The 26,705-nt window shown below is 73.1% G+C and carries 26 protein-coding genes and 2 pseudogenes; 16 read left to right on the forward strand and 12 right to left on the reverse strand.

Features of this window, described 5'->3' with window-relative positions; translation table 11 throughout:
• Positions 1–20 precede the first annotated feature (20 nt).
• Positions 21–758, forward strand: a complete 738-nt coding sequence (locus OC439_RS03360; RefSeq protein ID WP_262012137.1) for a VOC family protein — start codon at positions 21–23, stop codon at positions 756–758.
• Positions 759–816: 58 nt separating this feature from the next.
• On the opposite strand, the pseudogene OC439_RS03365 reads toward OC439_RS03360, so the two are convergent.
• A pseudogene (locus OC439_RS03365) lies at positions 817–1,032 on the reverse strand (ADP-ribosylation/crystallin J1); the annotation flags it as partial.
• A 54-nt stretch (positions 1,033–1,086) separates the two neighbouring features.
• On the opposite strand from OC439_RS03365, the gene OC439_RS03370 reads away from it, so the two are divergent.
• From OC439_RS03370 to OC439_RS03380, 3 genes are all read left to right on the forward strand, one after another.
• Complete coding sequence (locus OC439_RS03370) at positions 1,087–1,623, forward strand: DinB family protein (RefSeq protein WP_262012138.1); 537 nt, start codon at positions 1,087–1,089, stop codon at positions 1,621–1,623.
• Between the two features lie 83 nt (positions 1,624–1,706).
• Positions 1,707–2,321: a dihydrofolate reductase family protein gene (locus OC439_RS03375; RefSeq protein ID WP_262012139.1), complete on the forward strand. Its 615-nt coding sequence runs from the start codon at positions 1,707–1,709 to the stop codon at positions 2,319–2,321.
• A 47-nt stretch (positions 2,322–2,368) separates the two neighbouring features.
• Positions 2,369–3,262, forward strand: coding sequence for a hypothetical protein (locus OC439_RS03380; RefSeq protein WP_262012140.1), 894 nt, complete (start codon positions 2,369–2,371; stop codon positions 3,260–3,262).
• Positions 3,263–3,264: 2 nt separating this feature from the next.
• Here the strand turns inward: OC439_RS03380 and OC439_RS03385 are convergent, their stop codons facing one another.
• Genes OC439_RS03385 through OC439_RS03410 form a run of 6 tightly spaced genes read right to left on the reverse strand, consistent with a single transcriptional unit; the run spans position 3,265 to position 6,097 of the window.
• Positions 3,265–3,801 carry an SUKH-4 family immunity protein gene (locus OC439_RS03385; protein ID WP_262012141.1) on the reverse strand — a complete coding sequence of 179 codons (537 nt, stop codon included), beginning with the start codon at positions 3,799–3,801 and terminating at the stop codon, positions 3,265–3,267.
• A complete protein-coding gene (locus tag OC439_RS03390) occupies positions 3,798–4,343 on the reverse strand; it encodes an SUKH-4 family immunity protein (protein WP_262012142.1) in 546 nt (181 codons plus the stop codon). Before OC439_RS03390 ends, OC439_RS03385 begins: the two co-directional genes overlap by 4 nt.
• Positions 4,340–4,867: an endonuclease gene (locus tag OC439_RS03395; RefSeq protein WP_194800828.1), complete on the reverse strand. Its 528-nt coding sequence runs from the start codon at positions 4,865–4,867 to the stop codon at positions 4,340–4,342. Before OC439_RS03395 ends, OC439_RS03390 begins: the two co-directional genes overlap by 4 nt.
• A complete protein-coding gene (locus tag OC439_RS03400; RefSeq protein ID WP_262012143.1) occupies positions 4,860–5,354 on the reverse strand; it encodes a hypothetical protein in 495 nt (164 codons plus the stop codon). Before OC439_RS03400 ends, OC439_RS03395 begins: the two co-directional genes overlap by 8 nt.
• A gap of 3 nt (positions 5,355–5,357) precedes the next feature.
• The gene (locus OC439_RS03405; RefSeq protein ID WP_262012144.1) at positions 5,358–5,687 is read right to left on the reverse strand and encodes a hypothetical protein; all 330 of its coding nucleotides are present in this window, start codon (positions 5,685–5,687) and stop codon (positions 5,358–5,360) included.
• Positions 5,684–6,097, reverse strand: coding sequence for a YbaB/EbfC family nucleoid-associated protein (locus OC439_RS03410; protein WP_013285194.1), 414 nt, complete (start codon positions 6,095–6,097; stop codon positions 5,684–5,686). Before OC439_RS03410 ends, OC439_RS03405 begins: the two co-directional genes overlap by 4 nt.
• A gap of 178 nt (positions 6,098–6,275) precedes the next feature.
• Between OC439_RS03410 and OC439_RS03415 the strand changes: the two genes are divergently transcribed.
• The 7 genes from OC439_RS03415 to surE all read left to right on the forward strand — a co-directional run bounded on the left by OC439_RS03415 (position 6,276) and on the right by surE (position 11,591).
• Positions 6,276–6,890 (forward strand): RNA polymerase sigma factor, encoded by a 615-nt coding sequence (locus OC439_RS03415; RefSeq protein ID WP_262012145.1) that lies wholly within the window; start codon positions 6,276–6,278, stop codon positions 6,888–6,890.
• Entirely contained in the window at positions 6,883–7,794 is a 912-nt protein-coding gene (locus OC439_RS03420) for a CU044_5270 family protein (protein WP_262012146.1), read from the forward strand. The genes OC439_RS03415 and OC439_RS03420 overlap by 8 nt, the downstream gene beginning before the upstream one ends.
• 71 nt (positions 7,795–7,865) lie before the next feature.
• Positions 7,866–8,819: an FAD-dependent oxidoreductase gene (locus OC439_RS03425; RefSeq protein ID WP_315985904.1), complete on the forward strand. Its 954-nt coding sequence runs from the start codon at positions 7,866–7,868 to the stop codon at positions 8,817–8,819.
• A gap of 57 nt (positions 8,820–8,876) precedes the next feature.
• A complete protein-coding gene (locus tag OC439_RS03430) occupies positions 8,877–9,419 on the forward strand; it encodes a hypothetical protein (RefSeq protein WP_262012148.1) in 543 nt (180 codons plus the stop codon).
• A 155-nt stretch (positions 9,420–9,574) separates the two neighbouring features.
• Entirely contained in the window at positions 9,575–9,787 is a 213-nt protein-coding gene (locus OC439_RS03435) for a hypothetical protein (protein ID WP_262012149.1), read from the forward strand.
• 42 nt (positions 9,788–9,829) lie between these two features.
• Entirely contained in the window at positions 9,830–10,771 is a 942-nt protein-coding gene (locus tag OC439_RS03440; protein WP_262012150.1) for a 1-phosphofructokinase family hexose kinase, read from the forward strand.
• Positions 10,761–11,591: a 5'/3'-nucleotidase SurE gene (surE, locus tag OC439_RS03445; RefSeq protein WP_262012151.1), complete on the forward strand. Its 831-nt coding sequence runs from the start codon at positions 10,761–10,763 to the stop codon at positions 11,589–11,591. Before OC439_RS03440 ends, surE begins: the two co-directional genes overlap by 11 nt.
• Before the next feature lie 48 nt (positions 11,592–11,639).
• Here the strand turns inward: surE and OC439_RS03450 are convergent, their stop codons facing one another.
• Together OC439_RS03450 and OC439_RS03455 are read right to left on the reverse strand one after the other, a co-directional pair.
• Positions 11,640–11,867: a hypothetical protein gene (locus OC439_RS03450; RefSeq protein WP_013474689.1), complete on the reverse strand. Its 228-nt coding sequence runs from the start codon at positions 11,865–11,867 to the stop codon at positions 11,640–11,642.
• A 68-nt stretch (positions 11,868–11,935) separates the two neighbouring features.
• Positions 11,936–12,763: an alpha/beta fold hydrolase gene (locus OC439_RS03455; RefSeq protein WP_262012152.1), complete on the reverse strand. Its 828-nt coding sequence runs from the start codon at positions 12,761–12,763 to the stop codon at positions 11,936–11,938.
• A gap of 96 nt (positions 12,764–12,859) precedes the next feature.
• Between OC439_RS03455 and OC439_RS03460 the strand changes: the two genes are divergently transcribed.
• A complete protein-coding gene (locus tag OC439_RS03460) occupies positions 12,860–13,894 on the forward strand; it encodes a sigma-70 family RNA polymerase sigma factor (protein ID WP_262012153.1) in 1,035 nt (344 codons plus the stop codon).
• A gap of 30 nt (positions 13,895–13,924) precedes the next feature.
• Here OC439_RS03460 and OC439_RS03465 read toward each other — a convergent pair.
• A pseudogene (locus tag OC439_RS03465) lies at positions 13,925–14,158 on the reverse strand (hypothetical protein); the annotation flags it as partial.
• 252 nt (positions 14,159–14,410) lie between these two features.
• Between OC439_RS03465 and OC439_RS03470 the strand changes: the two are divergent.
• The gene (locus tag OC439_RS03470) at positions 14,411–14,902 is read left to right on the forward strand and encodes a winged helix-turn-helix domain-containing protein (protein WP_262012154.1); all 492 of its coding nucleotides are present in this window, start codon (positions 14,411–14,413) and stop codon (positions 14,900–14,902) included.
• Positions 14,903–15,214: 312 nt separating this feature from the next.
• On the opposite strand, the gene OC439_RS03475 is transcribed toward OC439_RS03470, so the two are convergent.
• Positions 15,215–19,612 carry a S8 family serine peptidase gene (locus OC439_RS03475; protein WP_262012155.1) on the reverse strand — a complete coding sequence of 1,466 codons (4,398 nt, stop codon included), beginning with the start codon at positions 19,610–19,612 and terminating at the stop codon, positions 15,215–15,217.
• 259 nt (positions 19,613–19,871) lie between these two features.
• Here OC439_RS03475 and OC439_RS03480 point away from each other — a divergent pair, with 259 nt between their 5' ends.
• From OC439_RS03480 to OC439_RS03490, 3 genes are all read left to right on the forward strand, one after another.
• Positions 19,872–20,441: a winged helix-turn-helix domain-containing protein gene (locus tag OC439_RS03480; RefSeq protein ID WP_262012156.1), complete on the forward strand. Its 570-nt coding sequence runs from the start codon at positions 19,872–19,874 to the stop codon at positions 20,439–20,441.
• Positions 20,442–20,462: 21 nt separating this feature from the next.
• A complete protein-coding gene (locus tag OC439_RS03485) occupies positions 20,463–21,908 on the forward strand; it encodes a cryptochrome/photolyase family protein (protein ID WP_262012157.1) in 1,446 nt (481 codons plus the stop codon).
• A 241-nt stretch (positions 21,909–22,149) separates the two neighbouring features.
• Entirely contained in the window at positions 22,150–25,380 is a 3,231-nt protein-coding gene (locus OC439_RS03490) for an Ig-like domain-containing protein (RefSeq protein ID WP_262012158.1), read from the forward strand.
• A gap of 63 nt (positions 25,381–25,443) precedes the next feature.
• On the opposite strand, the gene OC439_RS03495 is transcribed toward OC439_RS03490, so the two are convergent.
• Positions 25,444–26,490, reverse strand: a complete 1,047-nt coding sequence (locus OC439_RS03495) for a zinc-dependent alcohol dehydrogenase family protein (protein ID WP_262012159.1) — start codon at positions 26,488–26,490, stop codon at positions 25,444–25,446.
• Positions 26,491–26,705 lie beyond the last annotated feature (215 nt).

The following is a 26,705-nucleotide window of genomic DNA, read 5'->3' on the forward strand; positions in this document are numbered from 1 at the left end:
CGGCACCTACCATCGCCGCCATGGCAACCCGGTTCGTACAGATCAACATGAAGGCCCACGACGAGGTGGCGCTCGGCGATTTCTGGGCGAAGGTACTCGGCTGGGGGATCTCCAGCGAGGCCCCCGGCGTGACGAACCTCGAACCCGAGGACCTCACCTACCCGGACCCCCGCGCCCTCTACATCGACCTCGTCGTCTCCACCGAGCCGAAGACGGCGAAGAACCGCGTCCACGTCGACCTCGCGACCACCTCGGCCGCGCACCACGCGGAGCTGGTCGCGCGCCTGACCGCGCTCGGCGCCACCCCCGCCGACGTGGGCCAGGGCGACGTGCCGTGGACGGTCCTGGCGGACCCGGAGGGCAACGAGTTCTGCGTACGGGAGCCGAACCCGCGGCACGCGGACACCGGGCCGATCGCCGAGGTGGTGGTCGACTGCGCCGACCCGCGCGCCATGGCCGGCTTCTGGAGCCGGGCCACCGACTGGACCGTGCACGAGGTGACCGACCGGCAGGCGGTGCTGCGCTCCGCTCACGGCGTCGGGCCGTACCTGCGGTTCGCCCGCACCGCCGACGCGAAGACCGGGTGGAACCGTGTCCACCTCGACGTCCGCCCGTACCCGTCGGACGACCTGGACGCCGAGACCGCCCGCCTGCGGTCCCTCGGCGCGACCGACGCGGACCTGGGCGGGGCTGACATCCCGTGGCGGGTGCTGGTCGACCCGGAGGGCAACGAGTTCTGCGTCCTCACTCCGGGCTGACCGGCCACGGCGCCGGGCGGGCGCGCCCGCCCGGCGCCGGTCAGACCGCCCGCTCCGGCGGCCGGAACTCGTGGACCACCTCGATCGGCCCGACGATGTGCCGGTTGAACTCGTCCAGTTCCTCGGCCGGCACCCACAGCTCCAGGATGTCCCGGCCCCCCACCCGCCGGACCGGGTAGCGGGCGGCGAACGCGCGCTCGACCTGGAAGCGGGTCACGTAGCCGACGCCGGAGGCCGGCACGTTCCAGTCCCGGGCGATCATGACGGCGTACTGCCGGCGAGCCGCCGCCGCCCCCCACGGATTTCGCCCGCTGCCTATGCTTCGGCGATGGGTGACGCGACCACCGAGACCGAGGCCGAGGCGCTGCTGGCCGTCCTGGAGCGCAACCGGCGGACCTTCGCCTGGAAGACCGACGGGCTCGACGAGACGGGCCTGCGCGCGGTCACCGCCGCCAGTACCATGACGCTCGGCGGTCTGATCGCGCACATGGCCCTGGTCGAGGCGGACTGGCTGGCGGTGAAGCTGGCCGGTCAGGGCTACGGATCGCCGTGGGACGGCGTCGACTTCGACGCCGAACCCGACTGGGACTGGCGTTTCGGCGCCCAGGCGGCGCCGGACGACGTGTACGCGCTGTGGCGAGCCGCGGTGCAGCGGTCGCGCCGGTTGGTCGACGCCGTCGTCGCCGAGCGCGGACTGGCCGGGCCGTCGTCGTTCACCTGGCCGGACGGCCGCACCCCCACCGTCCGCGCGATGCTCCTCGACATGATCGAGGAGTACGCCCGGCACACCGGCCACGCGGACCTGCTCCGGGAGTCGGTCGACGGGCGCGTGGGCGAGGGCGCGCCACCGGATTTCTCGTTCTGATCCCGGGTGACGTCGGCGCGGGCCGATGAGTTTGACACGGTGCGGCGGTCAACCCGTCGAACCCACTGCGAAGGAGCACCGCGATGGCCACTGTCATCTCCACGCTGTTCATCTCGGCCGACGGTGTCGCCGAGATCGACCCCGACTGGCACTTCCCGTACTTCGACGAGAACATGGGCCGCGCCGTCACCGAGGACTACGACACCTCCGACGTGCTGCTGATCGGCCGTGAGACGTACGACAGCTTCGCCGGCGCCTGGCCGGACCGGGAGGCAGCCGGCGGTGAGGACGCGCCGTTCGCCAAGCAGCTCGGCGACATGCGCAAGGTCGTCGTGTCCCGCCAGCCGCTGGAGTTCTCCTGGCGCAACTCCGAGCTGATCCAGGGTGACCTGGTGGACGCCGTACGGGCACTCAAGGCCGACGCCGGCATCAAGGGCATCCTCATCCCCGGGTCGATCTCGGTGGTGCAGCAACTGCTCGCCGCGGGCCTGGTGGACGAGCTGCGGCTGCTGGTGCACCCGGTCGCCGCCCGCAAGGGCCGCCGGCTGTTCGACGAGGGCGACGCGCCGTACCACCTGCGGGTGGCCGCGACCGAGGCGTACCCGACCGGCGTGATCCGGGTGATCTACACCCCGGCCCCGGCGCCGGGCGCGGTCGGCTACGACGACGTCAAGGACCAGGTGCCGGCCGGGAACTGACCACCACGGGGCGGCGGCGGGCCGGTGTGTCGTGAAAGGATCCGCCGGTGCGTCGCGCCCCGCTGCTGCTGATCCTCGCGGCCGTGTCCGCCGTCGCCCACGTCGTCGGCGTCCTGGTGGCCGCACCGCTCTGGCGCGGCGCGGAGGTGCTGAGCCTGGCGCTGCTGCTCGGCTACGCCGTCGCCGCCGGACTGCCGGCGCCGCGCTGGGCGGTGCCGGCCGCGCTCGTACCGCTGATCGTGGACGCGGTCCGCACCATGCCGGCCGAGCCGGGCGCGGGGGACTTCGGCTGGACGGTGTACGGCAGCGGCGACAGCGGCTTCGACGTCACGGCCGGCTTCGACGCGGCGTTCGCCGGGAGCTGGGCGGCGCTTGTCGCGGTGGCGGTGCTGCTGGTCGCGTTCCGGGGCCGTGGACGACGCCGGCACCTGATCGCCGCGGCGGTCGCCGCCGCCCCCGTCGTCGGGTACGCGGCCGTCCGGGTCGCCGACCTCGGCTTCGCCGTGGCCGCGAGCACCCGGGTCGTGGAGGTCCGCACCGAGACCACGCTGACCCGGGTGGGCGGCCCGGGGTACGACCAGGCCGACGTCGTGCCCGCACTCGTCCTCGCGGTGCTGCCGCCGCTGGCGCTCGCACTCGCCGCGCTGGTGCTCGCCGTGCTGCTGGCCGGGCGGGGCCGGCGGCTCGCCGCGACCGGCGCGGCCCTGCTGGCGGTGCTCGCGTTACCGCTGCTCGACGCGGGCATGGAGGCCGTGCCGCTGCGCTACTCGGACGACAGCACCGCCCTGTTCGCCTGGTACTCCATCACGCCCACGGCAGCCGTGCCGCAACCGATGGCGGCGCTGACGGTGGCGGTGGAGCTGACCGCGTACCTGCTGCTCGTCGCGGGCCTGACCCGTTCGCACCGTGCGGCGGTGCCCACACCGGCGGCAGCCGGTTGACCTCAGGCGGTCGACTCCAGCTCGTCGAAGGCCATGTTCCACCACGACTCCGGATCCGCGAACGCGACCGGGTCGACCGGCCGCAGGTCGTCGCGGATCGCCGCCGCGCGCGCGGCCCGCTCCCGCCCGCCCGGGTCGGTGGCGATGAGCTGCCCGAGCCGGTAGAGGAACTCCACGAACGCGGCGAACGTGCTGTTCACCGTCTCCAGGTTCGGTGTCTCCAGGTCCAGCAGGATCACCCCGCCGGTACCCGCGTCCAGGCAGAACAGCAGCGCCGGGTCCTCCGGGGAGGCGCCGAGCACGACGTACGGGCGGGGGCCCTGGTCGCCCAGCTCGATCGACAGCGTCGAGAACAGCTCCACGTCGGGGACCGAGACGTCGACCGTGAACAGGATCGGCACCTCGACCGGCAGCGCCCCGTCCGGCGGGAAGACCTCCGGCCCGAGCGGCCCGAGGATCGCGTCGAAACGCTGGTCGGGGAAGTAGATGACGCCCCGCTCACCCCACAGCGCGGTGAGCTGCTCCCGGGTCACCGTCACGGCTGCGCCTCGTCCTCGTCGACCTCGTCCGCGTCGTCGAGCAGGCCCTGCCGGTCCAGGAACGCGTACCACGCGTCGTCGTCGGTGACCAGCTCGGCGTAGCCGGGGCCGAGCACGTAGTAGTGCACGAACGAGTCGAGGTCGGGCGCCAGCTCCTCGAACGCGTCGCCCATGAACCATTCGGTGCCGGTCGGCGGGAAGTACCACACCGCGCCGGTCGCCCGCTCCAGGAAGATCGGCTCGTCGCTGCGCGTGCCGACGACCAGCCAGCCGGTCTTGTCCTGCGGGACGGGGGAGAAGCCGGGCGCGTAGTCGAGGAAGTACTGCACCCCGGCGAGCCGGCCGGTCGAGGCCAGCTCGAACGCGCCGGCCCGCAGGCCGTCGGCGGCGAGCAGCAGGTCACGCAGGCCGGCCGGCAGCTCCGCCGGCACGTCACCGTCGTCGGCGGGCGCGCCGATCTGCGCGTACGCGAGACTCGCCGGCTCGTCCGCGGCCAAGTCGGCGCGGAGTTCGTCGAGAAGCTGCGCGAGATCGGAAGTCAATCCACTACCTCTATTCGGATCGGGGTTCCGTCCGGCAGATTCTGGATCTGCCCCCAGATCTGGGAGCCGATGTCCGTGTTGGTTCTACCATGCAGCAGTTTGAGGTTGTCGACGGTGTCCGGCCCGCCGAGCTGCAGTTCCCACACGTGGTCGGGATGGTAGTCGCTGAGCCGTTGACTGAGCCGGTTGGCGAGGTCCTTGTCGTGCGGCCAGTACTTGTCCCAGATCTTCTGCCGGATCCGGTCCTTGTAGCCGTCGGTGATGCTCTTGTCGCGCTGCACCGGGTTGGTGGCCTTGTAGAGCTTGCCGTCGTCGCTGAGCTTCTTCAGCGCGGCCATCTTGCGCCGGAACTGGGCTGTGGCGTGGAAGTCGCGGCGCTCCACCCGGACCACCTTGGTGGGCAGGCTCCGGTTCGGTCCGGTGACCCGGACGATCGGCTTCTCCAGCTTCTCGACCGCCTTGCGGACGATCTTGCCGGCGGCCGGTTTCGCGGCGGCGCCCCGGCCGCGCCTCGGGCTAGGCATCGAGCAGTCTCCCGATGACCTGGTCGATGAGCGCGCCGACGATCTCCCGGGTGATGATCTGGAAGATCGGGATCTCGGCCAGCGAGGCGCCGAACGTGACCACGGCGGTGGCGATCGCCTGGGCGACCTCGAACGCGAGGATGGCGAGCTGCACGATCACGGCGATCTTCAGCGCCAGCACGATCGCCGCGCAGATGATCAGCCCGGCGCCGAGCAGCATCGCCGCGGGCATGCTGTCGTGCAGCACGAGCGGCCCGTTCTGCTCGCCGCCCCACCACTTCTGGAACGCCGCGATCGCCGGACCGACGTTCTGCGTCCACACCTGCGCGGCGGCCGCGTCCGCCTCGCCGGCCGCCGCCCCGATCCGGCCGCCGAACTCCAGCCACGCCTGGCCCATCTCGAAGAGCTTCTCCTCATCGGCCGCCGGCCAGGTGTAGCCGATCCAGCCGAGCGCGGTGACCAGCTCACCGGGTAGTTGCAGTCCCACGGTTCACCCCAGCCCGCCGGCCAGCGAGCGCATGGTGCCCGCGCCGTCCTCGTCGACCCGCTCGTACGAGTCGGCCATCCCCGCGATGTCGGCGCCCGCCGAGGTGAACTCGTCGGCGGCCATGCCGAGGCAGTCGAAGATGTAGTTCGCCACCTCGGTGTACGCGATGCCGATCAGCGACCCGATGTCGTCGGCGCCCCACGGCTCGCCGTAGCCCTGCATCCGCGCCTCGAACGCCTCCAGCTCGCCGTTGAACCGCTTGGCCACGTCGGTGACGCCGCGCCCGGCGGCCCGGATCAGCGGCGGGTGCACCTCGAAGCCGTCGCCGCTCATCGCTGCCCGCCGCGCGCCAGCCGCTCCTGCGCCTCGGTGAGCGCGTCGAGGAACGACCCGAGCCGGGGTACGGCCGTGTCCCGTACCTCCTGCAACTGCTCCCGTAGCTGCGACATGTCCGCGACCTGCGGGGCCGGGCCGGCGCGCAGCCCGTCGATCGCCGCGTTGACGGCGGTGACGATGTGCGCGGTCAGCTCCTCGGAGCCGAGCCGCATCAGCCGCGGCTCGACGTGCAGCGAGTGGAGCCGGCCGTCGCGGCCCATCTCGGCGCGGACCTGCCCGTCGGCGGCCTCGCCGACCGCCGGCGTCTCCGCCTCACCCTCCGGCGGCGGACCCACAGTCCGAAGTGCCGCCATCGTGGCGTCGAGCATGCGGGTGAAGTCGCCGCTCATCGAAGGATCCGCACTCATGAGACCTCCCCAAGGCCAAACGCCACGAGCGTAACCGAGACGGACAAAGCGATTCCGTCCCGTGCGACCGCACGGTCCACGACGGACTGTCCGAGCGGCCTACCGTCGCGGGCGTGAACCGTCCGGACGCGAGCAGCGGACAACAGGTGACACGTCCCCACTCGCCGAGAGGCCGCGCATGAGAAGACTGAGAAGGGCGAAGGATGTCGACGTCGGCGCGCTCACCGACGCCGAGGTCATCGGCCGGTCCGTACGGGAACCGGAGACCTTCGCCGCGATCTTCGACCGGCACGCGCCGCACATCCACCGCTACCTGGCGCGGCGCCTCGGCTCCGCGGCGGCCGACGACCTGGTGGCGGAGACGTTCCTCGCCGCGTTCCGGCGCCGGGACCGGTTCGACACCGGCTGTCCGAACGCCCGCCCCTGGCTGTACGGGATCGCCACGAACCTCGTCGCCCAGCAGCGGCGCACCGAGGAACGGGAGTACCGGCTGCGGCAGGCGTACCACCCGGCGACGTCCGAGGCGTCCCCCGCCGACCGGGTAGCCGCCGAGGTGACCGCGCGGTCGCTGCGCCGGCACCTGCTGGACGCGCTGGCCGGGCTCGCCGACGGGGACCGCGACGTGCTGCTGCTCGTCGCCTGGGAGGAACTGACGTACGAGGAGGTCGCCGCCGCGCTGGCCATCCCGGTCGGCACCGTGCGGTCCCGGCTGAACCGGGCGCGCCGGCTGCTGCGGGAACGGCTCGGCGGCGAACCGGCCGACACCATCGAGGAGGTACTGAGCAATGGATGAGATGAGACTGCTCCAGCGGCTCGGCGACGAGACCGAGCTGCCGGCCGGCGAACGACTCGGCGCCGCGCGTACCCGGTTGGTCGGCGCGCTGACCGCGACGGAGGCCGCGCCGGTTCGGCGGGCGCGGCGGCCGGCCTGGCGGCTGGTCCTCGCCGGTGTCGCGACGGCGTCGGTGGCGGCGTCACTGGCCGCGGTGCTGGTGCTGGTGCCGGACCGGATCGGCGGCAGCGCGCCGGCCGCCCGGGCCGACGCCCGGCAGGTGCTGCGCGACGCGGCGGTGACGGCGTTGCGGCTGCCGGACGTCGAGCCCCGGCCCGACCAGTTCGTCTACACGCGCTCGCAGAACGGCCGGGAGTTGCGGGAGAGCTGGGCGTCGGTGGACGGGACCAGGGACGGCCTGGTCGTCGAGTACCCGGCGGGCGGCCGACAGGAATTCGTGCTCCCCGGCTGCCGGGACGGCCGCGCGAAGGGGTACAAGGGCGGGCAGCTCATGCCGGGCACCGAGCCGTGCGTGCCGGAGCCCGTCTACGACCCCGCCATGCCCACCGACGCCACCGCGATGCGCGCCTACCTGGACAAGCACCGCAGCGGCGAGCCCGGCGACGTCAACGCCGCCGCCAAGGACGTGCTGTTCCTGCTCAGCGACTGGTACCTGAGGCCACGGTCGCGGGCCGCGCTCTTCGAGGCCGCCGCCGCGACACCGGGCCTGAAGGTGGTGGAGAAGGCCACCGACGGTGCGGGCCGCTCCGGTGTCGGCGTCAGCTGGCCCTCCCCGGGGAGTCCGGCCCTGATGGTGCTGGTGTTCGACCCGCGGACGTACGCGTTCCTCGGCGTGGGCGGGGAGGCAGGCACGTCCGCGGTGCTGTCCGTCGCGATCGTGGACCGGGTCGGCCAGAAGGGTTGACGCCCGCCGGGCGGGTCGCCTCCCCGGCGGCCCTCCCGGCGCCCTGCCCGCTCCGCCCGGGCTGCGCCATCATGGGCGTCATGACGAAGGCGGACGTGGTGGTGGTCGGCGGCGGGGTGATCGGGATGACGACAGCGCTCACGCTCCAGCGGTGCGGTGCCCGCGTCACCGTGCTGACCGCCCACGACCCGGCCGACACCGTGTCCATGGTGGCCGCCGCGGTCTGGTACCCCAGCCACACCGAGGAGGATCCCCGGGTGCTGCGCTGGGCCCGGGACACCCACGCCGAGCTGCGCCGCCAGGCGGCCGACGGCGTGCCGGGGGTGGTCGACCGGCCCACCCGGATGTGGCTGCGCCATCCCTACGCCGGGCCGCCCTGGTGGGCCGACGCCTGCGGCGACCTGACGGCCGAGCCGGCGCAGCCGCCGTACACCGCGCTGCTGCGGTTCACCGCCCCGTCGGTGGAGATGACCCCGTATCTCGCCTGGCTGCGGGAGCGCCTGGAGGCGGGTGAGGGCCAGGTCGTCCGCCGAGCGCTGGGTACGCTCGCCGAGGCGTACGAGGTCGCGCCGGTCGTGGTGAACGCGACCGGGCTGGCCGCCGGACGGCTCGCCGCCGACCCGGCCGTGTACCCGGCGCGCGGGCACGTCCTGCTGGTGGCGAACCCCGGCCTGACCGTCTCGGTACGCGACGAGGACGACCCGGCGGGCGTCACGTACGTGCATCCGCGCCGGCACGACGTGGTGCTCGGTGGCACCTACGAGGCAGGGGTGGGACACACCCGCCCCGACGCGGCGGAGGCGGCGGCGATCCGGCGCCGGTGCGTGGCGCTCGTGCCGCAGCTCGTGGACGCGCCGGTGCTGGGGGAGCGGATCGGGCTACGCCCGGCCCGGCACGGCGGCCCCCGGGTCGAGGTGGACCCGGCGGACGGGCGGCTGGTGCACGCGTACGGGCACGGCGGGGCGGGGGTGACGCTGTCCTGGGGCTGCGCCGCCGAGGTGGCCGATCTCGCGCTGAGTGTCTGACCGCCCCGGCGCGCGACGGTCCACCGTCGGGGCTCGGCGGGCGGTAACCTCGGCCCGGTGTCCGCCCGCCGCGTAGCACTGTCCGCCCTCGTCGCCCTGATCGCCGTCCACATCGGCTGCACCCTGGTCGCGCTCGCGGCCTACCGCCACCGGATCGGCGTGGTGACCCACGACGGCGCCAGTTTCCCGGTGGAGCTGCTCGACGCCGTGGTGCCGCTCCGTGACCTGCTGCCCGCCGTGCTCTGGCTGCTGCCGGTCACGCTGCTCGTCACGTTCGCGGCCCTCGGCTGCTGGGCCGCCCGGCGGACCGTCCGTCCCGGCGACGAGCGGCTACCGAGGGCGGCCTGGACCGCCGGCATCGCCGCGGTGCTGCTCAACCCGCTCGCGGCCGTGCGCTACGCGTCCGCGAGCGCGAACGGCGGCGAGTACATGCGTACGGTGCAGGTGGAGACCACCCTCCTGGTGCTCGCCGCCGCCGTGGCCACCACGATGAGCGCGCTCGCCGTCGCCGGGTTCGTCCGGCGCTCCGACACGGTGAGCCCGGCGTCGCGGCGGATGCGGGTGGACGACTGGTCCGCGGACGCGGCGGGACGCGAGTGACCTGTCGCTCCGGCGCGCGGGCTGGCCGCTGACTGACCAGGAGCAGCGCGGCGTGGACCGGTCAGGAATCGAGAAGCGTCGCGCGGGTGGACGGACCTAGCGTTTCCGGCACGGGTCTCCCACCGGGGCGGCCACCGGGGAAAGGTCGTCGACCCATGGACACGCGCATCCGTCAGCTCCACCGCTGGTTCTCCGTCGCCTTCACCGTGACCGTCGTGGTCACGTTCGTGGCGCTGGCGCAGAAGGACCCGATCGTGTGGGTCTCCTACGTGCCGCTGCTGCCGCTCGCCCTGCTCCTGATCAGCGGTCTCTACCTGTTCGCGCTGCCGTACCTCCGGCGCCGCCGTGCCGCCGCGCGCCCGCGCTGACCTGGGGGATTACCGGGGCCGGTCAGCGGGCAACACTGGCGGATGGAGCAGAAGGTGATGGTGTTCGCCCCGGCCCCGCTGCTGACGGTGACGATCGAGCAGCAGGGCGACGTACCCGAGCTGCACCTGCACCCCGGCGGGCAGGGGGTGTGGCAGACCCGGATGATCGCGGCGCTCGGCGTACCGGTGACCATGTGCGTGGGGCTCGGCGGCGAGGTGGGCGACGCGGTCCGCAAGCTGCTCGACGACGAGGACGTGACGGTCCGGATGGTGCGGCGGGAGTCCGGCACCGGCTGGTACGTGCACGACCGGCGCGACGGCGAGCGGACCGAGATCGCCGAGCACCCGGGCGCGCCCATGGTGCGGCACGACATCGACGAGTTGTACACGGTGACGCTCACCGAGGGGCTGCGCGCCCCGGTGAGCGTGCTCAGCGGCCCGGCCGACCCGCAGGTGGTGGACCCGGACATCTACCGCCGCCTCGCCGCCGATCTGAGCGCCAACGGCGGGACGGTGGTGGCCGACCTGTCCGGGCCGTACCTGGAGGCGGTGCTCGACGGCGGCGTGAGCGTGCTGAAGGTCAGCCACGAGGAACTGCTCGACGACGGCCTGGCCAAGGACGACAGCGTCGAGGCGCTGCGCGACGCCGGCCGCCGGTGCCAGGAGCGGGGCGCGCGGACGGTGCTGATCAGCCGCGCCGGGGAGCCCGCGCTGGCGCTGCCGGAGGACGGCGAGCCGCTGCTGGTGCACGCCCCGCCGCTGGAGCCGGCCGACCACCGGGGCGCCGGTGACTCGATGACCGCCGGGGTGGCGGCGGTGCTGGCCCGGGGCGGCGACATGCGGGATGCGCTGCACGTCGGCGCCGCCGCCGGAGCGCTCAACGTGACCCGGCACGGGCTGGGCACCGGCCGGGCCGAGGCGGTACGCGAGCTGGCCGGCCGGGTGCGGCTGACCCCGCTGGACGGGGGCGACGATGACGACTGACCGGCCGCCCCGGGTGCTGGTGACGAACGACGACGGTGTGCACGCCCCCGGCATCCGCGCGCTGGCCCGGGCCGCGTACGAACGGGGGATGGACGTGGTGGTCGCGGCGCCGGAGGCCGAGGCGAGCGGGATGAGCGCGGCGCTGTCGGCGGTGACCGACGACGGGCGTCTGGTGTTCCGCGAGACCGAGCTGGACGGCCTGCCGGGTGTGCCCGCGTACGCGGTGGCGGCCTCCCCGGCGTACATCGCGGTGCTGGCCGGCCTGGGTGTGTTCGGGCCGGTGCCGGACCTGCTGCTGTCCGGCATCAACCGGGGCGCCAACGCGGGCCACGCGGTCCTGCACTCCGGCACCGTCGGCGCGGCGCTGACCGCCGGCAACAACGGCATCCGCGCGCTCGCCGTGTCGCTCGACGTGCTCACCGCGGCGGCGGCGAGCGCCGGCAGCGGTGGCGCGGCGATCGCGGTGCTGGACAGCGTGGACGACGAGTCCCGCCACTGGTCGAGCGCCGCCGAGCTGGCCGCGACGCTGCTGCCGTGGCTGGCCGGGGCGGATGCGGGCACCGTGCTGAACCTCAACGTGCCGGACCGGCCGGCCGATCAGGTGGCCGGGCTGCGCCAGGCGACACTGGCCCCGTTCGGTCAGGTGCAGGTGTCCGTCGCCGAGCGTGGTGAGGGGTTCGTGCGTACCGCGGTGGAGGCGAACGCGGTCCGCGCGGTCCCCGGCACCGACATCGCCTGGCTGGCCGACGGGTACGCGGCGGTCACCGCGATCCGGGCGCTCGGGCACCTGCCCGACGTGGAGCTGCCGGTCGACGGCTGAGGACGGCTCCGCCCCGCCACCGTCGTTCGGCTGGCGGGGCGGGGAGCGTCACTCGCCGGCCGCGCGCCGGCGGTCGGCCTCGGCGTCGGCGGCGCCCACCGGGGTGCCGTCGCTGTCCCGGTCGGCCCGGGACAGGTCCACGTCGGCGCCGGCCCGGGCGGCGTCGGCAGCCGCGTCGTCGGCGCCGACGACCTCACCGCCGTCGGTCTGTCCGTCGTCGGGGACCAGCCGCCCGGCGGCGGCCAGCCCGATCGGTGCGTACCTGGGGTCGGTCATCTCGTCCTCCTCACCGGTGCTCCTGGGCAAGCGGTACCCCGGTACGGGACGCGGCACACGCGCGGCGGTCAGCGGTCCCGGTCGAGGAAGTCCAGGGTGACCGCGGCGAACAGCGGCGACTGGTCGATGTCGTAGTGGGTCAGGCCGGGCAGGATCGCCAGCGCGTGCCCACCCGCCGGGCGGCCCTCGCCCGTCCAGCCGCCGTCGCGCCGGCCGCCGTCGAGCAGCCCGAACACCTCGACGAAATGGCTCGGCGGGGCCATGTCGGCGTCGGCGGCCACCACGAGCGTCGGCACCCGCAGGGCACGGACCTGCTCGGTGAAGTCGAAGTCCGTCCGCATCGCCTCGCCGATCTTGTCGAGCAGCCGGGGGAAGTCCTCCGGACGCGGCGCGACCCGCTGGTACAGCTCGTACATCGGGGTGTCCTTCATGTACTCGGCCGCCGCGGCGCCGACCTGGCCCTGCTGCGCCAGCAGTTCCGGGTAGACCGCGTCGCGGCGGATGTGCGCGGACGCGGCGACCAGCCGGCCCACCTTCTCCGGGTGCCGGAAGCCGGTGTGCAGGGCGACCCCGCCGCCGAGGGAGAAGCCGACCACGTCGGGCCGGTCCAGCCCGAGGTGGTCGATCAGCGCGGCCACGTCGTCGGCCATCAGCGCCATGTCGAGTGGCCGGTCCACGTCGGCGGTGCGGCCGTGACCCTGGAGGTCCACCACGATCACCTGGTGCGTCGCGGCCAGCGTGGGCAGGATCGGCGCGAACATCTCACCCGAGGTGAGGCCGCCGTGCAGCAGGATCATCGGCCGGCCCTCGCCGTGCGTCTCGTAGTAGAGGTGGACGCCGTTGACGTCGGCGTACCGTCCCGGGGCCTGTGTCTCGTCGCGCTGCGCTGTGGTCATCGGTGCTCCTCGGACGTGGTGACCTGACGGCTGTCAGACCGGCCGGGCGGCACCGACTCATCGGTGCGGGCCCGAACGTGCTCGCATTGACGCAGCATGTGGGCTAGTTTCGGCGGGGTGAGCGAGGTGGCGAGCGTCCCCGTCGAGGCGCAACTCGAGGAGTACCGGTCGGAGCTGACCGGCTACTGCTACCGGATGCTGGGTTCGGCCTTCGAGGCCGAGGACGCGGTACAGGACACATTCGTCCGTGCCTGGCGTAATTTCGACAAGTTCGAGGGGCGGTCCGCGCTGCGGACCTGGCTCTACCGGATCGCGACGAACGTCTGCCTGTCCATGTCCACCAGCGCGCAGCGCCGGGTCCGGCCGATGGACCTCGGTCCGGCCGGCGTCGGCACCGCCACCCAGCCCGGCGAGCCCCGCCCGGAGCAGATCTGGCTCGGCCCGGCGCCCGACGACCGGGTGCTGCCGGAGGTCGCCGACCCGGCCGAGGTGGTGGCCGGCCGGGAGTCGGTCCGGCTGGCGTTCGTCGCGGCGTTGCAGCACCTGCCGCCGAAGCAGCGGGCCGTGCTGATCCTGCGCGAGGTGCTGGCGTGGTCGGCCCAGGAGGTCGCCGATCTGCTCGACACGTCGGTGGCGAGCGTCAACAGCGCGCTGCAGCGGGCGCGCGCCACGCTCGCCTCGGCCGACACAAAGGCCGACGTGCGCCGGCCGCTCGACAGCGAGCAGCAGGCGCTGCTCGCCCGCTACGTGCGGGCCTTCGAGGCGTACGACCTGACGGCGCTCACCGCGCTGCTGCACGAGGACGCGACGCTGTCGATGCCGCCGCTGCCGCTGTGGCTGCGCGGCCCCGAGCACATCGCGGCGTGGATGGCCGGCACCGGCAGCGGCTGCCGCGGCTCCCGCCTGGTGCCGACCGCCGCCAACGGGATGCCGGCGTTCGGGCACTACCGGCGCGACCCCGACGGCTCAGGCCACGTGCCCTGGGCGCTGATCGTGATCGGCGTCTCCGGCGGCCGGATCACGTCGCTCAACAACTTCCTCGACGTCGACCGGCTCTTCCCGCTGTTCGGGCTGCCGGACCGGCTCGAGGAGGGTGCCGGCCAGCCCGAGCAGGCCGGCCAGCTCGCGTAGGTCGTCGCAGGCCCCGCGTACCTCCAGCCGCCAGCCGAACCGCCGCGCGGTCAGGCGGATCCGTGCCAGCACCTCGACCGTGACCAGGTCGGGCGCGCTCACCGCGGACACGTCGCACACCACCACGCCCCGGTCGCGGCCGCGCAGCGCCTCGGCCAGGTCGGCGCAGCGGGCCGCGATGTCCGCGCGGGTCGGCGTCCCGTCGGGCAGGCAGAGCAGGTGGGTGATCACACGCATTGGACCGTCGTACGCCCCGTCTCTCATCGGTACGCGCGTGCCGAACGCGGCCCGGCGCAAGTTGCCTCGAACACCTTGTTGCACGCAGTTACATCGACGTTAACTGCTATACCAATCATCGGTGCTCGGCTATATGATCCCGGTAGTTCACCCCGAAGCCTCACGAAACCGCAGCTCCCGCACCCCTCGGGTCGAACTCCGCAAGCCAGGTGCCTCCGCAACGTCGTACCCGGCGACCGCCCGGCGTCGCGGTTCAGCCTGCCGGAAAGGTGGGAACGGATGACAGGGCTCCCGTCCTTGGTCATCGGCATCGCGTCCTCGTCGGCCGAGCGCCGGCAGCTCGCCCAACTGCTCGGCGGCACCGAGTCCTTCCTGATCGTGTCCAGCGCCCATCAGGCCCGCCGTTTCCTCGACCTGGTCCGCCGGCCCGCGCTGGCCCCGGCGCCGCAGCCGCCCGCGGCTGGCGAGGCGCCGGCCGAGCCGCCCCGGCGGGATCTGGCTGTCGACTCCGACCGGCGGGTGCTGCGCTGGCGAGAGCGGGAGATCGGGCTGACGCCCCTGGAGCACGACCTGATCGTCTGCCTGACCGGTACGCCCGGCCAGGTGTGGACGTACGCCCGGCTGCACCGCGCCGTCTGGGGCAACGACCACTTGGGACGGCGCTCCGACATGCACTCGGTGGTCCGTCGCCTCCGCCGCAAGCTGGGCCGCCTCGACGCCCCCGCCACGATCCACGCCGTCCGAGGCGTAGGTTTCCGCCTCACCCCCTGACAGTCCCACCCCACCCACCCCAGCCCACCCCACCCCGGCCCGGCGATCTTGCACTTCTGGCCCCCGGGGTGTCCCTTTGGCGCACTTTGCCAGGGCCGCAAGTGCAAGATCGCCGGGGCTTGTGGGGTGGCGTGGGCGGGGATCCTCGTTCGGCCGCAGCTGCTTCGAGCGTCTCCCGTTACGCGAGATTGGCGCTCTGCATGGTGGGAGCCGTGAGCCGGGAGGCGTTGGTGGCCTCCACTCACAGATCAACAGGAGTGGGACGGCCCGCCCGGGGTGTGCCGGGCGGGCCGTTCCTGTCGGGGTGCTGGGTCAGCAGCGGGTGGGGGAGAGGGTGAAGTCCTCTACCGTGGGCGTGCTGCTGTTGATCTTCGTCTGGCGCGTCTGGGGCTTCCAGCCGTCCTTCGCGACGATCAGCGTCAGCGGGTTGTTGCGCCGGTCCATCCAGTAGGCGTACCGGCCCTGGGCGTCGGTGGTGAAGGTGTACGAGTTCGCCCAGGAGTCGACCTGCACGGTCACGCCCGCCAGCGGCGCGGTGGCGCCCTGGCAGCTCTTGCCGGAGACCGTGCCGGACAGCTTGCCCCAGGTGGTCGGCGGCTGCGCGATCATCGTCACCGCCACCGGCTCCACCGTGTACGGGGTGTTCTCCTTGATCACCACGGACGCGGAGTACGTGCCGGGCTGGTCGACGTTCGCGGCCATGCCGACCGTGACGGTGACCTTCTCACCCGGCGCCAGCGTGACCTTCGACTTGTCGACGGTCAGCCAGCTCACGTCGGCAGCGCCCTCGGCGCACTCGCCGAAGCCGGGCAGGACCTCGCTGTCCTTGGTGGCCGTGAAGCCGCCCGACGAGCCACCGATCTTGTAGAACCCGCAGGCCGCGCCGCCCCGGTAGCGGGGGGCGTTGGCGTTGGGCAGGTTGGCCCACGAGTTGGTCGCCGGGTCGAACGCGAAGCCGGCGTTGGTGATGGCGCCGCCCTGCGACCCGCCGACGACCAGCAGCTTGCCGCCTGCGACCGCGTACGAGGAGGCCCAGCTGTCGGCCGGCGCGTCCGGGATGGCGGTCCACGCGCCTGCGGCCGGGTCGAAGGCGTAACCGACCTTCTGCGACGTGGTGCCGTCGTTGCCGCCGGTGCAGTAGACGGTGCCGTCGATCCCGCCGCAGGACAGGAACGCCACCGACTTCGGGTACGCCGGCAGCGTCTCCCAGGCGTCGGCGCCCGGGTCGTACCGGACCACCGAGTTGGCCATCGGCGTGCAGCTCGCGGTGGTGCAGCCGCCGATCGCGTACAGCTTGCCGCCCGCGACCGCCTGGCCGGCTGCCGCGCGCGGCGCCGGGTTGTCGGCCTTGCGGGTCCAGGTGTTCGCCGCCGGGTCGTACGAGAAGGTGGCGGCGTCCGGACCGGCGGCACCCCAGCCACCGGTGGCGATGATCTTGCCGTCGAGCACGCCGACCGTCATGGCGTTACGCGCGCCGGGCAGGTCGGCGATGCCGGTCCACGCCTGGGTGATCGGGTCGTAGCGGTAGTTCTTGGCGCTCGACGCGGTGCCGTCGCCACCGGCGATGGAGTAGACGGTGCCGTCGACGTTGACGACCCGGTTGTCCATCACGTTCGCCGGGTAGCCCGGGATGGTGGTCCACGGGTCCGCCTGCGGTGCGGCGGCGGCGATCGCGTTCGACGACTTGCCCGACGAGCGGGCCGCGAACGACGTGGCGGCGGTCAGCCGCTGCGTCGGCGCGCCGGTGGAGCCGAGCAGCGCCTGCTGGGACAACTGGGAGCCGTCGGCCCGTTGCAGCACGAACCCGCCGTCGCGCTCACTGAACTCGGCGGTCACCGGTGCCCCGCCGGTGTTCGTGACGGTGAAGGTCTTGCTGACCTTCCCGCTGGGCATCCGGACCGTGCCGGTGATCGAGGTCGGCTTCACCGACAGCCGGCCGGCGGCGAGCTGGAAGTTGGCCGCGGTGGCCCAGTCCTCCTCGACCGCCACCTGCTTGGTCTGGGTCACGTAGTTGCCGGCACTGGCGGTGAACGGGTGCGTCCCGGTCAGCGACGAGAACATCCAGTAGAAGCCGTCGGGCAGCTCGGTGTCGTCCGGCGTGGCGACCGTGGTGGCCTTCTCCGCCGGGCGGTCCTTGCTGGTCACCGTGGCGCCGTTGACGTAGCCGTTGTCGTTCTTGTCACGGACGTGGCCGAGCACCAGGCCGCCCTTGACCGGCTTGCAGACGAGCGTGCTGCCGATGAGGACGTTGTCGACCTGCCACCACCATTCCCAGCTCGCCTCGTAGTAGTGGAAGCGCACCCGCACCTGCGACTGACCGGCCGCCTGCGGGATCGGCACCTCGGTCACCTGCGGGCCGCGTACGTCGGCCGCCTGCCGCAGCACGTTGCTCCAGGTGGTGCCGCCGTCCAGGCTCAGGTCGACGTCCGCGCGGTCGCTGTTGAGCCAGTTGTAGTCCTGGTTGAACCGGATCACCGGCGTGGTCACGCCGGTCAGGTCGACCACCGGGCTGACCAGCGACGTGTCCTGCCGCCCGCCGCTGCCGTAGTTGTCGCTGTCGATGATGGCGAAGTTGCCGCTGCCGCCGGTCAGGTTTCCGCGCTCACCGGCGTCGGTGAACTCCCAGACCTGGCCGGTGCCGGCGTTGTCCACCACGCTCCAGCCGTCCGGGACACCGGTGCCGTCGAACGTCTCGTACTCGCCGTCGGAGCTGACTGTGTAGCCGGGGGCGGTGGTGCACGCCTCCGGGTCCGCCTGCACCGCGATGTTGGCGGTCACGTTGCCCGTGCCGACGGTGACCTCCTTCGTGGTGGTCAGGTAGCCGGCGTACTGCGGCTCGACGGTGAGCCGGTACGTCGCACCGGACGGCAGCGACAGGCTGTAGCGGCCGGTCGCCGGCGTGGTGTAGTCGGAGATCGGCGTGCCCTCGACGCTCACCTTCGCGTACAGCGGCCAGCCGTGCCCGGACCCGTCGGTGACCTGCCCGCTGACCGTGACGCTGGGTACCGCGGTGAGCGCCACGTCGAGCGTGGTGGTCGTGTTCGCGGTGATCGTCGCCGACAGGGTGCGGGTCGCGTACCCGAACGCCGAGACGACCACCTGGTAGTCGCCGGCCGGCAGGAGCGAGGAGTACGTGCCGTCGGCGCCGGTGGTCAGCGTGCGGTCGGCCCCGCCGGACAGGGTGACGGTCGCGCCGGCGATCCCGGCACCGGTGGCGGCGTCGGTGACCTTGCCGGCCAGCGTGCCGTTGTCGCCGATCGGGGCGGCGGCGAGCAGCGCGAGCGCGTCCAGGCGGCCCTCACCGTAGACGTTGTTGTCGTCGGTGGTGCCGCCGCACTGGGCGTCGCCCTTGTCGATCGCCGTGTCGTCGAGCAGCGCGCGGGTGGCCGTGACGTCGCCGACCAGGGTGGGCGCCGCCGACCAGAGCAGCGCGATCGCGCCGGCCAGGTGCGGCGCCGCCATCGAGGTGCCGCTGATGCTGGCGTACGAGTCGGTCGGCACGCTGGAGCGCACGTTCACACCCGGCGCCGAGATGTTCGGCTTGATCTCGCCGTTCTGCCCGGTGCCCCGGGACGAGAAGCTGGCGATGTTGTTGTTGATGTCGTACGCGCCGGCCGAGTAGTTGCTCGCCAGGCTGCCCGGCGAGCCGCTGGTCTGGCAGGACGGGCCGTTGTTGCCGTTGGACCAGACGCCGAAGATGCCGGATGCGGTCCAGGCGTTCGTGACGTCCTCCATGAACGGCTCGTTCGACGGCGTCCTGGTGCCCCATGAGTTGTTGATGATGTTCGGCCGCTTGCTGACGTCCGGGTTCTGCCCGTTGAGGTCGGTGGGCTCCAGCATCCACTGCCCGGAGGAGACCAGCGCGTCGTCGGACGGGCAGCACCCGTTCGCGGCGATCCACTTGACCTCGGGGGCGACACCGATCTGGTTGGCCCCGTCGGCGCCGGCCATGGTGCCCATGGTGTGCGTGCCGTGGCCGTCGGAGTCGCACGGTGCGGTGGCGCACTCGCCGGCGGCGTCGTACCAGTTGTAGTCGTGGTCGAAGGTGCCGTCACCGTTGTTGCCGCGGTAGGCGTTCACCAGCGCCGGGTGGTCGAACTGGACGCCGCTGTCGATGCTCGCCACGGTGATCCCGGCGCCCTTGACGCCGTACTGGGACCACACGTCGTCGGCGTTGATGTTCGCGATGCCCCACTCCAGGGCGTTCGCCGACTTCTCGTCCGTGCCCGGGGTGGTCTCCGGCAGCTTGTACTCCACCGGTGCGTACAGGCCGTCCACCTCGGAGTGGGCGGCGAAGTTCTGCGCCATGGTCAGCGAGCCGTCGGTGACCTTGATGGCGTTCGTCGCCCAGAAGGTCTTGTACTTCGTGCCCGAGCGGTCCAGCTCGGCCCGGATCTTCGACTGGCTGTCGGCGGCGGTCTTCTTCAGCGCCGCCGCGACGGCCGCGCCGCGCTCGTTCCAGTCCTTGATCGCGGCGGCCTTGCTCAGGTCCGCCTTGGCGCCGAAGTGGATCCAGAAGTCGCCCTCGCTCTTGCCCTGGAGCTGCCGGGTGAGTTCGGGACGGATCTTGTCGCCGGCCGACGCGCCCGCGCCCGTCTCCGCCTGTGCCGCAGTGCTGGTCGCGGCCAGCGCGGTGGCCGCGAGCACCAGGGCGGCGCCCGCGCTCACCAGCCGCCGGGCCGGGCCCCATCTGTGTGGACGTCTCAGCATCGGTGCTGCCTCCTGTTCCGATGACCCGCTGATGATCGAGCCATGGCAGAAGGGCCAGGAGACGTGCTCTCCCGACTACGACACCGGTGTGAAAAGAACCCCCCAGGCCCCCTAGGCGCCGTGCGGGTCTGCGCCGGACGCCTGAGTGGACACTATGATCGACAGTGAGGAACGATCAATGACCGTACGTGAGCAACATGTCACCAACAGGCCCCCGGATCGAGCGGCCTGTTGACAGTTTTTGTCACGGTGGGGCGCGGTGACGACTGACGGCACGAACGCGGCGAACTCCGGCACCGACCCGTCGGAGCGCCCCTTCTCGCTCGTCATCGGGGTGACGTCGTCCCCGGCCGAACGGCTGCGGCTGACCGAGTTGCTGGACGGCGTCGCGCCCCTTCTGATGGTCGCCGATCTGGACGAGCTGCGCGAGTTGATCACGGATGCGCCGGCCTCGGCGCACGCGCCGGCACCGGCCGTCGCGCCGGCTGCGCCCGTACCCCGGGACAAGCCCGCGCCGGACGGCGCGCTGGTCATCGACGCGGCCCGGTCGACCGCCCGGTGGGGCAACCGGGAGACGGCCCTGACCCGGCTGGAGCGCGACCTGCTGACCTGCCTGACCCTCGAGCCGGTACGGGTGTGGAGCTACGCGGAACTGCACCACGCGGTATGGCACGACGCGCCGACGCACGGCCGGGCCGACGTGCAGTCCCTGGTGAAGCGGCTGCGCCGTAAGCTCGACGAGCTGGGCACCGGCGTCACCATCGCGGCGGTACGCGGCGTCGGCCTGCGGCTGACCGACCACCGCCACCCCCGGGTCCGGGGCGACTGACCGCACGTCCACTGTGAAGGGATGGCCTTGGCACCCTGGCGCTGGCTCCTGGCGGATCAGGTCGGACCGCACTTCCTCGACGACGACACGCAGCGGGTCCTGCTGGTGGAGGCGCGGTCGCTGTTCGCCGCCCGGCCGATGCACAGGCAGAAGGCACACCTGATCCTGTCCGCGCTGCGGCACCGCGCCGCCGGACTCGGCGACCGGGCACGGCTCGTACGGGCCGACACGTTCCGCGAGGCGCTCGCCGGGCTGGGCGAGCCGGTCGAACTGGTGCACCCGGCGTCCCGGGCGGCGCTGGCGTTCGCCCGTACCGTGGACGGGCTGACAGTGCTGCCGCCGCGCGGATTCGTCACCGACCGCGCCGACTTCGCCGCCTGGGCCGACCGGCGGCGCGGCCGGCTGCGCGTCGACGACTTCTACCGGTACGCCCGCGAGCGCCACGACGTGCTGCGCGACCTGCCCGCCCCGGCCCGCCGCCCCCGCGCCCGGCCGCCGGTCGACGTGCCGCCGCCCCCGCCGGTCGTCGAGGACGACATCGACGCGCAGGTCCGCCGCGACCTGGACCGCTGGGCGGACGAGGGGATCCGGTTCACCGGCCGGGACGCCCCGCGCCGCCACCCCGCCACGCACGCCGAGGCGCAGGCCCGGCTCACGCACTTCCTGACCCACCGGCTGCCCGCGTACGCCGACACCCACGACCTGCTCCGCGACGGCGACGGACTGCTCGCGTACAGCGCGCTGTCGTCCTCGTTCAACAGCGGCCTGCTCGACCCGGAACCGGCGATCCGGGCTGCCGAACGGGCCGGACGGGACGGCACCGCGCCGCCCGCCGCGGTGCACCGGTTCGTGCGCGGCCTGCTCGGCTGGCGCGAGTTCCTGTGGCAGCTCTACTGGTACTTCGCGCCGCGGTTCCGGAGCGCCGGCTGGCTCGGCGCCGCGCAGCCGCTGCCGGAGTGGTTCGACCGGCTCGACGCCGACGCGGTGGAGGCCCGCTGCCTCGCCGACGTGCTCGCGGGCGTCCGGGACACCGCCTGGGCGCACCACACCGCGCGGCTGACGGTGCTCGCCAACTACGGCCTGCAACGCGGCTGGCGTCCCGCCGAGCTGGCCGACTGGTTCCGCCGCAGCTTCGTCGACGGCGCGGACTGGGTCATGAACGCCACAGTCATCGGCATGAGCCAGTACGCCGACCTGTCCCGCATCGACACCCGGCCGTGGGCGTTCGACGGCACACATCTGCTCCGGATCGGTGCCCCCTGTGCCGGCTGCCGGTACGAGCCCGACGTGGCGCTCGGTGACACGGCGTGCCCGTACACCGGGGGTTTCGAGGCGTTCTGGCACCGCAACCGGGAGCGGCTCGCGGCCGATCCCGGACTGGCGACGGCGCTCGCCGGACGCGACGACCCGCAGCGCCGCGACGCGGTGCTCGCGCAGGAGGACAAGCGCGGCGACGAGGTGCCCTGAGCCCGCCGCGACGGTGACGTCGCGGGTCCGACGGCGCGCACAGCCGGACGGTGACAGCCGGTGACCCGATCGGTGGAGACGCCCTGCCGGTGTGGCCGGAATTGATGGCGACCGGTCGATTACCGGTGCGGCACGTATCGCGAGAAGTCTTTGCCTCCTACGGTGGCGTCCGGCACGCGGACGGAGGGGACTCGGGAATCACCCGAGAGGGCCGTCCCGGCGGACAGGGAGAGTTGTCTCGATGCGAGTCTGGCTTCGCGCAGCGGCGGTCGTCGCCGCCGGCGCGGTCGTGGTGGCGGGAGTGCCGGCGCTCGCCGCCACCGTCACCGTGCGGGACGCCGGCGTGGCCGGCCACACCGGCGCACAGGCGACGGGAAGCAGCGCCGCGCTCGGCGCCGCGCGTACCACAGCGACCCGTGCGCTGGTCACCCCCGGGGACACCCGGCTGATGCCGACCACGCCCCGCACCGACACGCCGCGGATCAGCAACGGCGAGATCACCGACATCGAGGTGATCGGCAACCGCGTCTTCATCGCCGGCACGTTCACCTCGATCGCGAACGTCGGCGGGTCCGCGATCGCGCAGAAGTCCCTGGCGTCGTACAACCTGGACACCGGCAAGGTGGACACCGGGTTCAAGCCGGTCATCGACGGCGCCGTCGCCGCGGTGGAGGCGTCGCCGGACGGCTCGTCGCTCTACATCGCCGGCGCGTTCAACACGATCAACGGCGTCACCAAGCGCAAGATCGCCCGGCTGAACCCGACCACCGGCGCGCCGATCGCCGCGTTCACCGCCACCGCCAACGCGCGAGCCACCGCGCTCGCGGTCAGCGGCAACGCGGTCTACGTCGGCGGTCAGTTCGCCACCGTCAACGGGGTCAGCCGCAGCGGCCTGGCCGCGCTCAACCCCACCACCGGCGCCGTCGACACCGGCTTCAACCTGCCGCTCACCGGCGGCATCGGGGTCGGCGGCATGCTCACCGTGCAGCAGCTCAAGCTCACCCACGACCGCAGCAAGCTGCTGGTCGTGCACACCGGCCGCCAGATCGCCGGCCAGGACCGCTACGGCGTGGCGCTCATCGGTACGGCGAGCAAGGCGCTGCTGCCGTGGCGTACCCGGCTGTGGGAGGACAACCTCTCCTTCGTCGGCGGCATCCAGCGCGTCTTCGCCGGTGACATCGCGCCGGACGACTCGTACTTCGTGGTCACCAGCGGCTCCGGCGGCGACCGCCCGCCGATCAACGACACCGCCATCGCGTACTCGCTGACCGGAAACGACAACGTCGAGCCGCTCTGGATCTCCCGGCACTTCGACAGCATCTACTCGGTCGCGATCACCGACACCGCCGTCTACGTCGGCGGTCACTTCAGCTGGCAGGAGTCGCCCACGTCGAACGTGCCGTGGCCCGGCCTGGACAACGTCGGCTACGGCACCGGCCAGGGGCTCAGCGGCTACGGCCTCGGCGACCAGGTGGTCCGCCGCGACCACCTCGGCGCGCTCGACCCGCTCACCGGCACCGCGCTGGAGTGGAACCCCGGCTCCAACTCGTACGAGGGCGAGAAGGCGATGCTCGCCACCTCGCGCGGCCTGCTCGTCGGCGGTGACGGCAACGTCAAGGGCGGCAAGACCACCGGCCGGGTGGCCTTCTTCGACCTCTCCAAGGAGCCCAAGCCGGCGGCGCTGGACACCACCATCACCACGCCGATCGAGGGCGCGGTGAAGCCGGCGGGCGAGTCGTTCACGATCAGCGGCCAGGCGCTCGCCCCGGCCGGCGTGGCCCGGGTCCAGCTGGAGATCCAGGACCGCAACAGCGGCAAGTACCTCCAGGCCGACCTGACCACCTGGGGCGCGTTCAAGGCGATCAACACGACCGTGGCCGCGCCGAACGCCACCTCCACCACGTGGAGCCTGCCGGTGACGCTGCCGGCCGGGGTCTACCAGTTGCAGGCCAAGACGTTCGACCGCAACGGGGCCGGCGACACCACCAAGGCGGTCAAGAAGATCGAGGCGTTCCGCTTCGACGACCTGCCGCCGACGACCCGGATCAGCTCGCCGTCGGCCGGCCTGGTCGCCACGCAGACGTTCGTGGCCTCCGGCACCGCAACCGACGACAAGGGCGTCAACTCGCTGATCTACTCGTTCCGCACCCCGGACAACCGGTACCTGCAGGACGACGGGACCGTCGCCGCCGTCTACAACACGTTCCGCGGCGAGCCGGACGTGATCGGCGCGACGTCCACGACCTGGCAGTACGAGGTCACGCTGCCCACCGAGGGACAGTGGAAGATGACCGCCACCGCCGTCGACACGACCGGGCAGAGCGACCTGCGCGGCGACACCCGCGACTGGACCGTCTCCGCGAACGGCGTACCGCCGACAGTGGCGATCACCTCGCCGGTGGCGATGACGCCGCCGGGCAACGCCGTGCCGTTCACCGTCGCGCCCGGCGGTACCGTCACGTTCGCCGGTACGGCACGCGACGACGACGCCCTCAAGTCGGTCGAGATCTACCTGCGCAACAACACCACCCGCGAGGCGCTCGCCAGCGACGGCACGTGGGGCGCCGACTCGGTCGCCGGCTACCACCGGATCTCCCCGACCAACCTCGACGCCGCGACGTTCGACTGGTCGTTCACCACGGTGCCGCTCACCCCGGGCGTCTACGACTTCCGGGTACGGGCGACCGACAAGCTCGGCCTGACCACGTCCAGCACCAACATGGGCCGGCTCACCGTCACCGCCCAGGTGCCCGGCGACGCCTTCCCGAACGGGCTGCTCGGCTTCACCGGCACCAACCAGGACATCGACCAGCTGCACCTGGACCTGGCCGGCACGGCGACCGACGACAAGGGTGTGCGGGCGGTCCGGATCGCGCTGCGCGACCTCGACACCGGCCGGTACGTGCAACCGAACGGCACCATGGCCGCCGCGTTCGCCACGGTCGACGCGACGCTCGCCGCGCCCGGCGCGACCAGCACCGCGTTCACGCTCTCGATCGACCTGCCCACCCGGGGCACGTACAGCGTCGAGGCGTGGGCCGTGGACACCGCCGGTCAGCAGGACAACTCGACGAGCGGCGCGACCGCCCGCTACCTGGTCTACCCGGGTGACACCGACCCGACGCTGGAGCCGAGCATCACGCCGGTCGAGGGTCAGGCGTACACCGGTGGCCGGATCGTGGTCACCGGCCGGGCCGTGGACGACGGCGGGATGCAGAAGGTCGAGGTGCAGATCGGCAACAGCGCCGGGCAGGGCATGAACTCGGCCGGCACGTTCGGCCGGGCAGGCGCGCCGACCAGCTGGCCGTGGATCGCCACGTTCCTCACCAGCCCGGGCTCGCCGGGGTCGAACTTCGCGTACACGTCGCCGGTGATCCCGGCCGGCACGTACACGGTGACGATCCGCGGCATGGACAACCGGGGTCAGTACCAGCAGCCGCCCCGTACCGTCACGGTGACCGTCACCGACTGACCGGACGGCCTCGCGGGCCGGTCCGCGCCGGGTCACCCGGCGCCGGGCCGGCCCGTGCCCGTCTCAGGGCCGGATCAGGCACATCCCGGCGGTGGCCGGCCGGTCCATCGTGGCCAGCGCGTCAGGGGCGGCGTCCAGGTCGATGGTGCGGGTGACCAGCTCGGCCGGGCGCAGCACCCCGGCGGTGACCAGCCGCAGCATCTCCGGGTACGCGTGCGCCGGCATGCCGTGGCTGCCCCGCAGCTCCAGCTCGTACGCGATCACCAGGTCCATCGGCAGCGCGGGCCGGCCCTGCGCGGCGGGCAGCAGCCCGACCTGCACGTGCCGGCCGCGTCGGCGCAGGCCCTCGATCGAGGCCACGCAGGTGGCGTGACTGCCGAGCGCGTCCAGCGACAGGTGGGCGCCCCCGCCGGTGGCCTCCCGGACCGCGGCGGCCACCTCGCCGGGACCGCTCAGAGCGCTCGCGTCCACGCAGACCGCGGCGCCGCTGCGGCGGGCCAGCTCCAGCGCGCCGGACGACACGTCCACCGCCACCACCCGCGCCCCGCTCGCCGCCGCGACCATGACCGCGGACAGGCCGACGCCGCCGCAGCCGTGCACCGCCACCCACTCGCCCGCCGCCACCCGGCCCTGCGCGACGACGGCCCGGAACGCGGTGGCGAACCGGCAGCCGAGCGCGGCGGCGGCCGCCTCGTCCAGCTCGTCCGGCAGCCGGACCAGGTTGACGTCGGCGTGCCGTACCGCGACCAGCTCGGCGAACGAACCCCAACCGGTGAACCCCGGCTGGGTCTGCCGCTCGCAGACCTGCTGGTCGCCCACGAGACACGACGGGCACCGCCCGCACGCGCAGACGAACGGCGCGGTCACCCGGTCGCCGGGCCGCCACCCGCGTACGTCCGCGCCGGCCGCCACGACGACACCGGCGAACTCGTGCCCCGGTACGTGCGGCACGCGGATGTCCGGGTCGTGGCCCTGCCAGCCGTGCCAGTCACTGCGGCACAGGCCGGTCGCGCCGACCCGGACGACCACGCCGTCCGGCGCCGGCGCCGGGTCGTCCACCTCCCGGACCTCCGGCCGCACCCCGAACCGCTCGAACACCACCCCACGCATACCCCCGATCCTCACACCCGCCCGCCCCACCTCCCACCCCACCCTCGCCCTCGCCCTTCCACCCTCACCCGCTCCCACACCCGCTCCCCGCGATCTTGCACTTGCGGCCCTGTTGATGTCGCAGATGTCCCATCTGACCGGGCAGAAAGTGCAAGATCGTCGACGAGGGGCCGGGGTCCAGCCGCCTCTCTCACCTGCTGGGAGCGGGCCCCCTC

It is taken from the genome of Micromonospora sp. Mcm103 (genome assembly GCF_024519755.1).
Taxonomy (GTDB): Bacteria; Actinomycetota; Actinomycetes; order Mycobacteriales; family Micromonosporaceae; genus Micromonospora; species Micromonospora aurantiaca.

Excerpts from the sequence above, each read along its gene's own strand:
- OC439_RS03360 (WP_262012137.1), top strand. The coding sequence starts at position 21 with ATGGCAACCCGGTTCGTACAGATCAACATGAAGGCCCACGACGAGGTG.
- OC439_RS03370 (WP_262012138.1), top strand. The coding sequence starts at position 1,087 with ATGGGTGACGCGACCACCGAGACCGAGGCCGAGGCGCTGCTGGCCGTC.
- OC439_RS03375 (WP_262012139.1), top strand. The coding sequence starts at position 1,707 with ATGGCCACTGTCATCTCCACGCTGTTCATCTCGGCCGACGGTGTCGCC.
- OC439_RS03395 (WP_194800828.1), bottom strand. The coding sequence starts at position 4,867 with ATGCCTAGCCCGAGGCGCGGCCGGGGCGCCGCCGCGAAACCGGCCGCC.
- OC439_RS03405 (WP_262012144.1), bottom strand. The coding sequence starts at position 5,687 with ATGAGCGGCGACGGCTTCGAGGTGCACCCGCCGCTGATCCGGGCCGCC.
- OC439_RS03410 (WP_013285194.1), bottom strand. The coding sequence starts at position 6,097 with ATGAGTGCGGATCCTTCGATGAGCGGCGACTTCACCCGCATGCTCGAC.
- OC439_RS03415 (WP_262012145.1), top strand. The coding sequence starts at position 6,276 with ATGAGAAGACTGAGAAGGGCGAAGGATGTCGACGTCGGCGCGCTCACC.
- OC439_RS03420 (WP_262012146.1), top strand. The coding sequence starts at position 6,883 with ATGGATGAGATGAGACTGCTCCAGCGGCTCGGCGACGAGACCGAGCTG.
- OC439_RS03425 (WP_315985904.1), top strand. The coding sequence starts at position 7,866 with ATGGGCGTCATGACGAAGGCGGACGTGGTGGTGGTCGGCGGCGGGGTG.
- OC439_RS03435 (WP_262012149.1), top strand. The coding sequence starts at position 9,575 with ATGGACACGCGCATCCGTCAGCTCCACCGCTGGTTCTCCGTCGCCTTC.
- OC439_RS03440 (WP_262012150.1), top strand. The coding sequence starts at position 9,830 with ATGGAGCAGAAGGTGATGGTGTTCGCCCCGGCCCCGCTGCTGACGGTG.
- surE (WP_262012151.1), top strand. The coding sequence starts at position 10,761 with ATGACGACTGACCGGCCGCCCCGGGTGCTGGTGACGAACGACGACGGT.
- OC439_RS03450 (WP_013474689.1), bottom strand. The coding sequence starts at position 11,867 with ATGACCGACCCCAGGTACGCACCGATCGGGCTGGCCGCCGCCGGGCGG.
- OC439_RS03455 (WP_262012152.1), bottom strand. The coding sequence starts at position 12,763 with ATGACCACAGCGCAGCGCGACGAGACACAGGCCCCGGGACGGTACGCC.
- OC439_RS03460 (WP_262012153.1), top strand. The coding sequence starts at position 12,860 with ATGTGGGCTAGTTTCGGCGGGGTGAGCGAGGTGGCGAGCGTCCCCGTC.
- OC439_RS03470 (WP_262012154.1), top strand. The coding sequence starts at position 14,411 with ATGACAGGGCTCCCGTCCTTGGTCATCGGCATCGCGTCCTCGTCGGCC.
- OC439_RS03475 (WP_262012155.1), bottom strand. The coding sequence starts at position 19,612 with ATGCTGAGACGTCCACACAGATGGGGCCCGGCCCGGCGGCTGGTGAGC.
- OC439_RS03485 (WP_262012157.1), top strand. The coding sequence starts at position 20,463 with ATGGCCTTGGCACCCTGGCGCTGGCTCCTGGCGGATCAGGTCGGACCG.
- OC439_RS03490 (WP_262012158.1), top strand. The coding sequence starts at position 22,150 with ATGCGAGTCTGGCTTCGCGCAGCGGCGGTCGTCGCCGCCGGCGCGGTC.
- OC439_RS03495 (WP_262012159.1), bottom strand. The coding sequence starts at position 26,490 with ATGCGTGGGGTGGTGTTCGAGCGGTTCGGGGTGCGGCCGGAGGTCCGG.